This window comes from Roseomonas sp. FDAARGOS_362 (assembly GCF_002754815.1).
Taxonomy (GTDB): Bacteria; Pseudomonadota; Alphaproteobacteria; order Acetobacterales; family Acetobacteraceae; genus Roseomonas; species Roseomonas mucosa.
In genome coordinates this window covers 3540559-3553929 of record NZ_CP024588.1, presented here as the reverse complement: position 1 = coordinate 3553929, position 13371 = coordinate 3540559, and the positions used below count along the sequence as shown (strand labels likewise).

Genomic DNA, 13371 nt, shown 5'->3' with positions numbered 1-13371 from the left:
TTAGGTGTGGACAATCCAGTTCATCCATTCTACATCGCGATCGAGCTTATTTACGGCAGCGGCACATCATTGTGTCATTTTCGGGGCAGAAGGGTCCGACAAGGAACTTTCCGCCCGTTCTGTGCTCATAGCGGCCGTGCCTGCCGGCGGCCGCTCGCATGGAGGTGAGTGCCATCCCAGGGCGGATGGCCAACTGGGAGAGGCATATGGATACGGCGACGACCGCGACATCCCCCGGGATGTCCGCGACCGGTTCCCCACTGGCGATGACCACCGCAGACACGGCCACCGAGCCGCAGGTGAAGATCGCCCTGCGCGATGTCTACAAGGTCTTCGGCGACCATCCCGACCGCGCCATGGAGATGGTGCGCCAGGGCAAGGGCAAGGACGAGATCCACGCCGAGACCGGCTGCACGCTGGGCGTCAACGGCGCGAACTTCGACATCATGGCCGGCGAGATCTTCGTGATCATGGGCCTTTCCGGCTCCGGCAAGTCCACCCTGCTGCGCCTGCTCAACCGCCTGATCGAGCCGACCTCCGGCGCCATCCTGGTGGAGGGCCAGGACATCACCCGCATGTCGAAGCGCGAGCTGACCGAGCTGCGCCGCCGCGACATGAGCATGGTCTTCCAGTCCTTCGCCCTGCTGCCCAACCGCACGGTGCTCGACAACGCCGCCTTCGGGCTGGAGGTCGCGGGCGTGGCCGAGGCGGAGCGCCATGCCAAGGCCATGGCGGCGCTGGAGGGTGTGGGCCTCGCCGCCTATGCCCAGAGCCGCCCCGACCAGCTTTCGGGCGGCATGAAGCAGCGCGTCGGCCTCGCCCGCGCGCTGGCGAGCGAGCCGACCGTGCTGCTGATGGACGAGGCCTTCTCGGCCCTCGACCCGCTGATCCGCACGGAGATGCAGGACGAGCTTCTGCGCCTGCAGTCCGAGCACAGCCGCACCATCATCTTCGTCAGCCACGACCTCGACGAGGCCATGCGCATCGGCGACCGCATCGCCATCATGCAGCACGGCAACGTGGTGCAGGTCGGCACGCCGGACGAGATCGTGACCAACCCGGCCAACGACTATGTCCGCTCCTTCTTCCGCAACGTGGACGTGTCGCAGGTCTTCCGCGCCGGCGACGTGGCGCGCGACGCGCAGGTCGTGCTGATCGAGCGCAAGGGCCTCGCCGTTCCGGCAGCGCTGGAGCGCATGCGCCGGCACGACCGCGACGTCGCCATCGTGGTGGGGCGCGACCGCCGTTACCACGGCATGGTCAGCGCGGAATCCCTCGCCCGCGCCGCCCGCAGCGGCGAGGCGGACCCCTATCATCGCGCCTTCCTGTCCGAGATCGAGCCGATCGACGCCGACCAGACGCTGTCCGACGTGCTCGGCCGCGTCGCGCAGAGCCCCTGGCCCGTGCCCGTGATCGACGCGCAGCGGCGCTACATCGGCTCCATCAGCAAGTCCGCCCTGCTGATGACCCTGGACCGCGCCGCCTGAGGCGAGGCCTCCGCGGCGCCCTACCGCGGACCTTCCCGCGCCCCCTCGGGCCCACAGCACCGGAACCCGTTCCATGAACATGCATCTCGGCATCGGCGAAGCCGCCGACACCGTCGTCAACTACATCCTCGACCACTTCATGCCTTTCCTCGACGGCATCGCCATGGTGATCGGCTTCGTCACCGGCACCATCAAGGCGGCCCTGACCGGCGTCCCGCCGCTGGCCGCCGTGGCGGTGATCGTGCTCCTCGCCCTCTGGCGCGTGGGCTGGAAGTTCGCCCTCTTCGCCGTGGCAGCCCTTTTCGTGGTCCTCGGCATGGATCTCTGGGAGCGCACGATGGAGACCCTCTCCCTCGTCCTCTCCGCCACCGTCATCGCCATCGTGGTCGGCGTGCCGCTCGGCATCGCCATGGCGCGCAGCGAGGCCGTGGCCCTGGTGGTCCGCCCCGTGCTCGACCTGATGCAGACCATGCCGGCCTTCGTCTACCTGATCCCGGCCGCCATGTTCTTCGGCCTCGGCGCCGTGCCCGGCACGATCGCCACGGTGATCTTCGCCATGCCGCCGGTCGTGCGCCTGACCAATCTGGGCCTGCGCCAGGTGAACAGCGAGTTCATCGAGGCGGGCCTCGCCTTCGGCTGCACGCCGGGCCAGCTGCTGATGAAGGTGCAGCTCCCGAACGCGCTGCCCTCCATCATGGCCGGCATCAACCAGACGATCATGCTGTCGCTGTCGATGGTGGTGATCGCCTCGATGATCGGCGCGGGCGGGTTGGGCAACACCGTGCTCACCGGCATCCAGCGCCTCGATGTCGGCACCGGCTTCGAGGGCGGCCTCGCCGTCGTGATCCTGGCCGTGCTGCTCGACCGCATCACCCAGAGCTTCGGCCAGAAGCGCCCCGCCCTGGTCCCCGGCCTGCGCGCTCTCTTCGCGCGCAAGACCCAGGGCGAGGATGAGGCGAAGCAGGGCGGCACCGCCGCCCGCCTGGCCAGCCACTGACCGCCACACACGAACCGCAGAAAGGAAGACGCCCCATGCTGAACCGGCGCAACCTCCTCACCCTCACCGCCGCCGCGGGCGGCACGCTGCTCACCGGCACCCTCGCCCGCCCGGCCCTGGCGCAGGCGCGGCAGAAGGTCACCCTCGGCTACGCCCCCTGGGCCGATGCGGAATTCGTCACCAAGCTGGCGGCGAAGCTGATGCAGGACCGCCTGAACGTCGAGGCGGTGCTGATGCAGAGCGATATCGCCCCGCTCTACCAGGGCATCACCCGCGGCGACGTGGACGCCATGCTGCAACTCTGGCTGCCCGAGACCCATGCCGACTACTGGAAGCGCATCGAGGGCAAGGTGGACCGCCTCGGCGTGCTCTACACCGATGCCAGGCTGGGCTGGGTGGTCCCCGACTATGTCCCCAAGGAGGAGCTGAACTCCTTCGCCGACCTCAAGAGCGGCGAGGTGCGGGAGAAGCTCGGCGGCATCGTCCAGGGCATCGAGCCCGGCGCCGGCCTCACCCGCGTGTCGCGGGAGGCGCTGAAGACCTACGGCCTCGACGACATGTACCGGCTGCAGGAATCCAGCGAGGCGGCGATGATCTCGATGATCGAGCGCTCCATGCGCCGCAAGAAGTGGGTGGTGGCGACGGCCTGGAGCCCGCACTGGATGTTCGGCAAGTACGACCTCCGCTACCTCGCCGATCCGGAGAAGGCCATGGGTGGCGTGGAAAGCGTCTATGCCATCGCCCGCAAGGGGCTGAAGGAGCAGAGCCCCGGCGTCACCAGCCTGCTCACCCGCATGAACCTGCCGCTGGACGAGCTGCAGAAGGCCATGCTGGACGCGCAGGAGACCAGCTACGACAAGGCGGTGGCGAACTACATCGCCGGCCACAAGGACCGCGTGGAGTCCTGGCTGAAGACGGCCTGACCGGGCACGGGCACCCCCGGGGGAGGTGGCGCCTTTCCCCGGGGGGCCTTCCGCCTTCGGGCCCGCGGCGCCCCGTCCACGGCCGGTCGCGGCCGCCCCATCCGCCTGGAACACCCCTTGCACCGCCCCGCACCACGGGCTACCTAATCCGCCATGATCACGCGCGAACCCTCCAGCCGCTGGTGGTGGCCCCTGTAGAACAGGCGGCCCGCGCGTTCCCACGTTTCAAGGCCGCCTCGGAGATCCGGGCGGCCTTTCTCATATCCCCTGCCAGCCTTCCCGGACCCCGAGGCCGCCCAGCCACCCCGGAGTCGAGATGCAGGCGTCCACGATGTCCCAGACAAGCTACCGCACCGAAGGCGGGTTGACCGTCCGGCGGGAAACCCTCGCCGCCGATGCCGCGACGCTGATGCCGGACCTGGCGAAGCGCCTCGACCGCCAGCGCGGCGTGCTGCTCTCCTCCTCCTTCGAGTTCCCCGGCCGCTACACGCGCCTGGACATGGGCTTCGCCGACCCGCCGGTGATGCTCACCGCCCGGGGGCGGGAGGTCACCGTCACGGCGCTCAACGCGCGTGGCGAGACCCTGCTGCGCGCCATCGCCCCCGCCCTGCGCGGCATGGCGGAGGCCGGGGAGGCGGAGGCCTCCGCGACCCGCCTTTTCCTCCGCCTGCGCGAGCCGGAAGGCCGCTTCCCGGAGGAGCAGCGCTCCCGCCAGCCCTCCGTCTTCTCCGTGCTGCGCCGCCTGGGCGAGCTGTTCCGCGCGCGCGAGGACGAGCATCTCGGCCTCTACGGCGCCTTCGGCTACGACCTGGTCTTCCAGTTCGAGCCGATGAAGCTCCGCCTGCCCCGCGCCGCGGACCAGCGCGACCTCGTCCTCTTCCTGCCGGACGAGGTGCTGGTGGTGGACCACATGCGTGGCACCGCCGAGCGCCACCGCTACGAGTTCACCGTGGAAGGCGCCGCCACCGAGGGCCTGCCGCGCGAGACGCCCGCCGACCCCTGCCGTCCCGGCACGGAGAAGGATGGCGAGATCCGCAGCGACTACGGCCCCGGCGAATATGCCGCGATGGTCGAGCGCGCGCGCGAGGCCTTCGCCCGCGGCGACCTGTTCGAGGTGGTCCTCGGCCAGACCTTCGCCACCCCCTGCGCCGATGCGCCGAGCGAGCTCTTCGACCGGCTGCGCCGCGTGAACCCCGCCCCCTATGGCGCGCTGATGAATCTCGGCGAGGGCGAGTTCCTGGTCGCCGCCAGCCCCGAGATGTTCGTGCGCGTCGAGGGCAGGCGCATCGAGACCTGCCCGATCAGCGGCACGATCAGGCGCGGCCGCGACGCGCTGGAGGATGCCGAGAACATCCGCACCCTGCTCAATTCCCGCAAGGAGGAGAGCGAGCTGACCATGTGCACCGACGTGGACCGCAACGACAAGTCGCGTGTCTGCGTGCCCGGCAGCGTCAAGGTCATCGGCCGCCGCCAGATCGAGATGTATTCCCGCCTGATCCATACGGTGGACCATGTGGAGGGCGAGCTGCTGCCGGAGATGGACGCGCTGGACGGCTTCCTGTCCCATGCCTGGGCCGTCACCGTCACCGGCGCGCCCAAGACCTGGGCGATCCGTCATGTCGAGAACGAGGAGCGTTCCGCCCGCCGCTGGTATGGCGGCGCCATCGGGCGCATCACCTTCGACGGCAACATGAACACCGGCCTGACGCTGCGCACCATCCGCCTGAAGGACGGCGTGGCCGAGGTGCGGGCCGGCGCCACGCTGCTGCACGACAGCGACCCGGCGGCCGAGGAGGCCGAGTGCCACCTCAAGGCCAGCGCCATGTTCGCCGCCATCAAGGGCGCCGCCCCCGCCGCCCCGCCGCAGCGCCCGGCCCCGGCCGAGCTGCTGGGCCACAGCCCGCGCGTGCTGCTGGTCGATCACGAGGACAGCTTCGTGCACACCCTGGCCAGCTACTTCCGCGCCGCCGGGGCCGAGGTCACGACGATGCGCCCCGAACTGGCGCGGGAACGGCTGCGCGAGGGTGCCGAGGGCATCGACCTCGTGGTGCTGTCCCCCGGCCCGGGCCGCCCGTCGGATTTCGCGATGACCGAGACGCTGGACCTGCTGGTGGAACGCAGGCTGCCCGCCTTCGGCGTCTGCCTCGGCTTGCAGGGTATCGTCGAGCATTTCGGCGGCGCGCTGGACGTTCTGGAGCGGCCCATGCATGGCAAGCCCTCGCTGATCCACCGCAAGGACAGCCGCTTCCTCCAGGACCTGCCGGAGGAGTTCGCCGTGGGACGATACCACTCGCTGCACGCGCGCCGGCTGGTGCTGCCGGAGGAGATCGCCGTTACCGCCGAGACCGAGGATGGCGTCGTCATGGCCGTGGAGCACAGGCGCCTGCCCATCGCGGCGGTGCAGTTCCACCCGGAATCGCTGATGACGGACCCGAACCGCATCGGCATGCCGCTGGTCGCCGCCATGCTCACGCGCCTGACCCGCGCCAATGCGGAGCCGGCCACGGCGGGTTGATCCGGCGCTGCCCCGTCCCGGGCGGGGCTCCGCCTCCCGCGGCGCGATCCGGCCTGCAACAAGCGCCAAGGAAGGGGAGGTCCAGGACCCCCAGGGTCCTGGCGGATGGGGGTTCGGGGGAAGGCAGGGCCTTCCTCCGAGGCCGCCGCCACCCCGGTTGACATCCCCCGCCCGCCTCCAAACCTCTCTCCGGACCCATCCGGAGGCGCGCGGCATGACGGACCACCCTTCACCCCCTCGCCCCGGTGCCGCCCGCCCCGGTGCCGCCCGCCCTGGCTGGCGCCGCCGCGACGCCCTTCTTCTCCCCGCAGCCCTTGCCGCCGCGACGCCCGCGCGGGCCGAGGGACGGGTGATCGACCTGCTGCTGGTCCTGGCCATCGACGCATCCGGCAGCATCGATGCCGACGAGTTCCGCCTGCAGCGCGAGGGCTGCGCCCAGGCCATCACCCATCCCGATGTGCTGGCCGCGATCGGTTCCGGACCGCTCGGCGCCATCGGCATCGCCCTGGTGGAATGGGGCGCCCCGGGCGGCGCGGCCACGGTGGTGGGCTGGCACCGCATCGACGGCGCCGCCGCCGCCCAGGCCATGGCGGGCGCCGTGATGGCCGCGCCGCGGTCGCCGCAATCCTGGAACGCCATCGGCGACGCGGTGGAGCATTCCACCGGCCTGCTGGCCGCCGCGCCCTGGCGGGCCGACGAGAAGGTGATCGACGTTTCCGGCGATGCCCCCGACATGCGCAGCCTGCGCCCCCTCGAGGAAGCACGGCAGGCGGCCGAGGCCCGGGGCATCGTGATCAACGCCCTGGCCATCGAGGGCGACCGCCCCGGCCTGCGCCAGACCTACGAAGCCACCGTCATCGCCGGACCTGGCGCCTTCGTCATGGCCGCGGAATCCCGCGCCGACTTCGCCCGCGCGCTGCGCGCCAAGCTGGTCCGGGAGATCGCCTGAGCCCGCGGCCCGCACGGCGTCCGTGAGGGCATGGCCTCACCTCTCCCCCTTTGGACGCATGGCGGCACCGGCAGCCTCGCGCCCCCTCGCGCCCCCTCGTCACTTGCAAATCCCGTTCCGGGCGCCCATGTTCCTCCGGTCAGTCTCGTCGTGCCGGCCTGTTCTCCTTGCTCCTCCGAGCGTCGAGCTCGGTGTCCGTTCCCCTCGATGCCGATCCGGTGCGCATGTCGCGCCCCGGCCTTTCGGAAACGGAACACCCATCATGGCCTCAGGCACCGTCAAGTGGTTCAACAGCACCAAGGGCTTCGGCTTCATCCAGCCGGATGACGGCTCGAAGGACGTTTTCCTTCATGTCTCCGACGTGCAGCGCGCCGGCCTCCAGGAGCCCCGCGAGGGCGACAAGCTCGAGTACGAGCTCGTGCAGGGCCGCGAAGGCCGCGTCTCCGCCGGCAACATCCGCGCGGCGTGACGTGTCGGGGAGGGGTCTCCCCTCCCCGCGACCGGCGGGCATGGCCCGTCCGGATACCGGACCGGCCCCTGCGGGGACCGTCCGGACATCCTGCGGCAGGCTCCACAGCCCGGAAGGAAAGCCCATGGCCAACCACCGTTTCCAGATCGGCGACGAGGTCGAGCTGGTTCCCCATCTCTTCAATCCGCACGAGGCACGGGGCCGTTACACCATCACCCGCCTCCTGCCGAATGATTCGCCGGACCGCGAGTACCGCGTCCGCCAGGGCCAGGACGGCCAGGAACGCGTCGTGCGCGAGAGCGAGATGCGCCTGAGCCCGACCAGCGTCCTCGGCCGGAACACCATGCCCGCCTGACGGTTCCGCTTCACCTTTCCCCTCTTCCTCCCTTCCAGGTGCAGTCCCGTGTCCCAGCAGACCAAGCCGAAGCCCAAACCCGCCGCGGAGCCGGCCGCCCCGCCGGAGGGCCTGGAGGACACCATCGCCTATCTGGCCAAGCGCCACCGCGTTTCCCCGGCCATCGTGCGTGAGATCGCCCGCCGCTCCGGCCAGACCGAGCGCAGCGCCCTGGAACGTGAGATCGAGCGCGGCAAGTCCCGCCGCTGATCCGCGGCGGTTGATGCATCCGGCGCGGGACGCCCTAGCCGGGGCGTCCCCCGCGCTGTCCTTTTCCAGACGCGAACGCATCGCGGATGGCGGCGTCCATCTCCTGGGCCTCGCCGCCGTCCTGGCCGGTGGCATCCATCTGCTGGGCGCCGCCATCGCGCGCCCCGGCTGGCTCACCCTCGCCGCCGTCGCCCCCTATCTGCTGGGCCTGGGCGCGAGCTTCGCCTGTTCGGCCGCCTACAACATGGCGCCGCCCGGCCGGCTCCGGCAGCGCCTCCGCCGCTTCGACCATGCCGCCATCCACCTGCTGATCGCCGGCACCTACACGCCCGTCATGGCCCTCTCCCTCGGCGGCGGATGGAGCATCGCCCTCCTCGCCATGGTCTGGACCGGCGCCGCCGGCGGCGTGGCCCTGAAGCTCCTGGCTCCGGGGCGCCACGAGGGCCTGGGCCTCGCCCTCTATCTCATCCTCGGCTGGGTGGGCCTGATCGCGCTCCCACCGCTCATCCGCGCGCTCTCGGCCTGGCAGCTCGGCGCGCTGGGCCTCGGGGCGCTGCTCTACACGGGCGGCGTGGCCTTCCACCTCGCGCACCGCCTGCCCTTCCACAACGCGCTCTGGCACGCCATGGTCCTGGCGGCGGCGGCCAGCCACTACCTTCTCGTGCTGTCGCTGGTCGTGGCGGGACCGTAGCGCCCCGCCCGCGAAATCCGCCGCACCGGCAGGGCCGGGGCATCACACCCGCGGCGCTCCAGCCCGGCCCTCACCCGCGCGAAGACGCGGGTCCCGGACATCAGGCCGCCTGGGCGGTCCGCGCCACCCGCCCCATCGCATAGGGCTCCACCGGGATCCCCGTCTCCCGCCCTGCGATCATCGCCGCCAGCAATTCGCCCGTGCCGCAGCCGATGGTGAAGCCCAGCCCGCCATGGCCGAGGTTGAGCCAGAGCCCATCGATCCCGCTCGGCCCCAGGATCGGCTTCCAGTCCGGCGTCGCGGGGCGCAGGCCCGCCCAGGGCTGCGCGCGCGGCCAGTCGGCGGCGGCGGGGAAGACCTCGCGCGCCTGCCGCGTCAGCGTGCCGAGCCGCCGCTGCACCAGATCCGTGGCGAAGCCGACGAGATCCACCATCCCCGCCACGCGCAGCCGCCCCTCGGCTCCCTCCACCGCCCGGTCCAGCAGCGCATAGACCACCTTGTGATGCGCATCGGTGATGCTGACCTCCGGCGGCAGGTCGCCCGCCCGCACCGGCACCGTCAGGCTGTAGCCCTTGAGCGGATAGAGCGGCAACATCAGCCCCAGCGGCTCGGCCAGCGACAGAGCCCCAATTCCGGAGGACAGGACGAAGGCATCCGCTTCCACCAGCCCCGCCGGGCTTTCCGCTGCGGCCACCGCGCCGTTCGACAGGCGCAGGGCCGTCACCGGATGGTTGAAGCGGAAGCGGATGTTCGGCCAGCCCCGCAGCACGCCGCGCAGCGCCTCGCAGAAGCCGTGCGCATCGCCCACCGCCTCGTCCGGCGTGAAGACGCCGCCCGCCAGCCTGTCGGCCGTGTCGCGCAGCGCCGGCTCCAGCGCCAGGCATTCGCGCGCATCCAGCACCTGCTGTTTCGCGCCGTACTGCGCCTGATACGCCACCAGCGAGGCCGCGCCGCGCAGGTCGCCCTCGTCGCGGAACACCACCAGCTTGCCGTTCTGCCGCCAGGAGAATTCCAGCGGGTCGCGCGCCATCATCGCATCGAGGACGCCGCGGCTGTGATAGGCCAGCGCCAGCATCTCGCGCGTGCCCTGCTCGAACACCTCGCGCCGCGAGGCCCGCAGGAAGGCCTTCAGCCAGCGCCAGAGCCGGGGGTCGGCCTGCGGCTTCAGCCGCAGCGGCGCCTCGCCGTCGAGGATCCAGTGCATGCCCTTGCGCGCCACCCCCGGCGCCGCCAGCGGCGCGACATAGGAATAGCTGAGCTGCCCGCCATTCGCCTTGCTGGTGCCCAGCCCCGGCCCGGCCTCGCGGTCGAGCACCGTGACCTCATGCCCGTCCCGCCCGAGGTGATAGGCGGCCGCCAGGCCGGCGATTCCGGCCCCCAGGACGCAGATCCTCATCGTCCGGGGCATCCGGCGCAGAGGAATGGCGGGGGGACAGGGCGGCATCCGGGCATGACAGGTCTCACGAGGCAGCGATCCGCTGGACAGGGAGCCGGAAAGCCGCTCCCTCTGTCAAACGATCATGCTCCCTGTCCGGAGGACCCGCCTATCCCGCGGGACGCAGCCCAGCCACCATCCACCCCCGGCCTCCGGTCGAAACGCTTCGTGGATGGCCTCCCGAAAGTGCCACGCCGGGGCCCTACTCCGCCGGCTCCAGCCGTGCCGGCCCCGGATCGCGCCGCCCGCGCAGGCGCCAGCGGTCGAGCGCCAGGTAGATCACCGGCGTGGTGTAGAGCGTCAGCAGCTGCGACATGACCAGCCCGCCGATGATGGAGATGCCGAGCGGCTGCCGCAGCTCCGCCCCCACCCCGCTGCCCAGCGCCAGCGGCAGCGCGCCGAACAGCGCGGCCAGCGTCGTCATCAGGATCGGCCGGAAGCGGTCGCGACAGGCGGCCAGGATGGATTCCTCGCTCGACGCGCCTTCCTCGCGCTCATGCGACAGCGCGAAATCCACCAGCATGATGGCGTTCTTCTTCACGATACCCATCAGCAGGATCACGCCGATCAGCGCCACGACGCTGAAGGAGGTGCCGGTGGCCAGCAGCGCCAGCAGCGCGCCCAGCCCCGCCGTGGGCAGGGTCGAGAGGATGGTCAGCGGGTGGACATAGCTCTCGTAGAGCACGCCCAGCACGATGTAGATCGAGAGCAGCGCCGCCAGGATCAGCAGCGGCTGCGAGCCCTCGAAATCCTGGAAGGCCGCGGCATTGCCGCCATACTGGGTGCGGATGCCGGCGGGCAGCATGATCTCCCGCTCCGCCTGCGCAACCAGCTCCTGCGCCTGGCTCAGCGAGACGCCTTCGGCGAGGTTGAAGGTGATGGTGGTGGCCGGGAACTGGCTGCGGTGCGTCACGCGCAGCGGCGCGGTCTCCCGCCGCACCTTCGCCACGGCCAGCAGCGGCACCGGCCCGTCGCGCCCGGGCACGAAGACACGGTCGAACTGCGTCGCGCTCTGTTGCAGGGACGGGGTGACCTCCAGCACCACGCGGTACTGGTTGCGCGACATGTAGATGGTGGAGACCTGGCGCTGCGCGAAGGCGTTGTTGAAGGCGGCGCTGATATCCTCCACCCCCACGCCCAGCCGGGCCGCGGCGTCGCGGTCGATGATCAGGCGCTCCACCAGCCCCGCGCTCTCCTGGTCCGAGGACACGTCGGTGATGCCCGGCACCGTGCGCAGCTTGCGGACCATCTTCTCGGTCCAGTCGCGCAGCTCCCCGATATCCGTGCCCAGCATCACGTAGGAATACTGCGCGTTGCCGCCCCGGCCGCCGATGAAGAGGTCCTGCTGCGACCGCATGAAGACGTTCACGCCGGGAATATGGCTCAGCGGCGCGCGCAGCCGGTCGATCACCTGGGCGGCGGTCACGCCACGCTCCTCGCGCGGCTTGAGCTGGATATAGATCGAACCCGAATTGGTGCCGCCGTTGAAGCCGGTGCCGATGGTGGTGCCGATGCTGGCCACCGCCGGGTCCGCCGCGATGATCTCGCCCACCCGCTGCTGCAAACCCATCATCCGGTCGAAGGAGGTGTCGGGCGCGGCCTGGCTGAAGCCCTGGATCAGCCCGGTGTCCTGTTCCGGGAAGAAGCTCTTGGGCACCACCGTGTAGAGCCAGACGGTCAGCACCACGAAGCAGAGCGTGGCCAGCAGCGCGGTGCGCCGGAAATGCAGCACCACGCGCAGCGTCCGCAGGTAGAAGCCGACCACCGCGTCCAGCGTCCGCTCGAAGCCCCGCGCCAGGCGGCCCGGCGGCCGTTCCGGCCTTGTCCCGCCGAAATGCGCCGTGATCATGGGCGTCAGCGTCAGCGACAGCACGCCCGAGACCAGCACCGCCACCGCCAGCGTCACCGAGAATTCCCGGAAGATGCGCCCGACCACGCCGCCCATGGCCAGCAGCGGCAGGAAGACCGCCACCAGCGAGACGGTGATGGAGACGATGGTGAAGCCGATCTCCCGCGCCCCCTCCAGCGCCGCCTCGACCGGCCCCATCCCGCGTTCGCGCAGGCGGGACACGTTCTCGATCATCACGATGGCATCGTCCACCACGAAGCCGACCGCGATGGTCAGCGCCATCAGCGAGAAGTTGTTCAGCGAGTAGCCGAGGAACCACATCACCACCAGCGTGGCCAGCAGCGACAGCGGCACCGCCGCGCTGGCCGCCAGGATCGAGGAAAGCCGCCGCAGGAAGACCGCCACCACACCGATCACCAGCCCGATGGAGAGCAGCAGCGTGAACTCCACCTCCTCCACACTGGCGCGGATGGTGCCGGAACGGTCGCTCTGCACGTTGACCTGGACGCCGCCCGGCATCCAGCGCAGCAGCTGCGGCTCCATGGCCCGCACGCCGTCCACCACGTCAATCACATTGGCATCGGCCTGCTTGTACACCTGCAGCAGCACCGAGGGCCGGCTGTCGAAGAAGCCCGCCTGCCGCCGGTTGCGGCTGCCGTCGGTGACCCGGGCGATGGCGGAAAGCCGCACCACGCCCTTGTCCGTCGCCTTGACGATCAGCGTCTGGAAGTCCCGCGCCCGCAGCAGGCGGCTGTTCAGCCCGATCGAGGCCGCCTGCTCCGGCCCGTCGATCAGTCCGTTGGCCTGGGTGACATTGGCGTTGCCCAGCGCGGTGCGCACATCCTCCAGCGACACGCCCGCCGCGGCGATGGCGTCCGGGTTCACCGCGACGCGCACCGCCGGCTGGTCGGCGCCCCCTACCTGCACCTGCGCCACCCCGTCCACCTGCGACAGGCGCTGCGCCACGATGCTGTCCGCCACGTCGTAGAGCGCGCTCTGCGTCAGCGTGTCCGAGGTCAGCGCCAGGATCAGCACCGGCGCATCCGCCGGGTTGATCTTGCGCACGGTGGGCGGGTTGGGCAGGCCGGAGGGCAGGTCCTGCCGTGCCGCGTTCACGGCGGCCTGCACGTCGCGCGCGGCGCTTTCCTGCGTCCGGCTGATGTCGAACTGGATGATGATGTTGCCGGTGCCGGTGGAGGAGAAGGAGGTCATCTCCGTGATCCCCGCCACCGCGCCGATCTGCCGCTCCAGCGGCGCGATCACCGTCGCCGCCAGCGTCTCCGGATTGGCGCCGGGCTGGTTCACCTGCACGAAGATGGTGGGCAGGTCCACGCGCGGCATGGCCGAGACCGGCAGCTTCACGAAGGCCACGACGCCCGCCAGCATCATTCCCACCGCCAGCAGGAAGGTGGCGATGGGCCGCCGGATGAAGGGCGCCGAGATCGAGAACAC

At 70.9% G+C, this 13371-nt stretch carries 11 protein-coding genes; 9 read left to right on the top strand and 2 right to left on the bottom strand.

Annotated elements, in window-relative coordinates; translation table 11 throughout:
• The first annotated feature begins 266 nt into the window (after positions 1–266).
• The 9 genes from proV to CTJ15_RS20620 all read left to right on the top strand — a co-directional run bounded on the left by proV (position 267) and on the right by CTJ15_RS20620 (position 8635).
• A complete protein-coding gene (proV, locus tag CTJ15_RS20660; RefSeq protein ID WP_075821595.1) occupies positions 267–1487 on the top strand; it encodes a glycine betaine/L-proline ABC transporter ATP-binding protein ProV in 1221 nt (406 codons plus the stop codon).
• A gap of 73 nt (positions 1488–1560) precedes the next feature.
• On the top strand, positions 1561–2484 hold the full coding sequence (locus tag CTJ15_RS20655; protein ID WP_075821585.1) for a proline/glycine betaine ABC transporter permease: 924 nt from the start codon (positions 1561–1563) through the stop codon (positions 2482–2484).
• Between the two features lie 35 nt (positions 2485–2519).
• On the top strand, positions 2520–3407 hold the full coding sequence (locus tag CTJ15_RS20650; protein WP_019461097.1) for a glycine betaine ABC transporter substrate-binding protein: 888 nt from the start codon (positions 2520–2522) through the stop codon (positions 3405–3407).
• 331 nt (positions 3408–3738) lie between these two features.
• Entirely contained in the window at positions 3739–5922 is a 2184-nt protein-coding gene (locus CTJ15_RS20645; RefSeq protein ID WP_255414122.1) for an anthranilate synthase component I, read from the top strand.
• 214 nt (positions 5923–6136) lie between these two features.
• Positions 6137–6871, top strand: a complete 735-nt coding sequence (locus CTJ15_RS20640) for a DUF1194 domain-containing protein (RefSeq protein WP_226946009.1) — start codon at positions 6137–6139, stop codon at positions 6869–6871.
• A 262-nt stretch (positions 6872–7133) separates the two neighbouring features.
• On the top strand, positions 7134–7340 hold the full coding sequence (locus CTJ15_RS20635) for a cold-shock protein (RefSeq protein WP_019461094.1): 207 nt from the start codon (positions 7134–7136) through the stop codon (positions 7338–7340).
• 124 nt (positions 7341–7464) lie between these two features.
• Complete coding sequence (locus tag CTJ15_RS20630) at positions 7465–7695, top strand: hypothetical protein (protein ID WP_019461093.1); 231 nt, start codon at positions 7465–7467, stop codon at positions 7693–7695.
• Positions 7696–7743: 48 nt separating this feature from the next.
• Positions 7744–7944 (top strand): hypothetical protein, encoded by a 201-nt coding sequence (locus tag CTJ15_RS20625; protein WP_019461092.1) that lies wholly within the window; start codon positions 7744–7746, stop codon positions 7942–7944.
• Between the two features lie 13 nt (positions 7945–7957).
• The gene (locus CTJ15_RS20620; protein ID WP_099781928.1) at positions 7958–8635 is read left to right on the top strand and encodes a hemolysin III family protein; all 678 of its coding nucleotides are present in this window, start codon (positions 7958–7960) and stop codon (positions 8633–8635) included.
• A 100-nt stretch (positions 8636–8735) separates the two neighbouring features.
• Here the strand turns inward: CTJ15_RS20620 and CTJ15_RS20615 are convergent, their stop codons facing one another.
• Both CTJ15_RS20615 and CTJ15_RS20610 read right to left on the bottom strand, forming a co-directional pair.
• Positions 8736–10031, bottom strand: a complete 1296-nt coding sequence (locus CTJ15_RS20615; protein WP_058390601.1) for a D-amino acid dehydrogenase — start codon at positions 10029–10031, stop codon at positions 8736–8738.
• Between the two features lie 241 nt (positions 10032–10272).
• The gene (locus tag CTJ15_RS20610) at positions 10273–13371 is read right to left on the bottom strand and encodes an efflux RND transporter permease subunit (protein ID WP_075821588.1); all 3099 of its coding nucleotides are present in this window, start codon (positions 13369–13371) and stop codon (positions 10273–10275) included.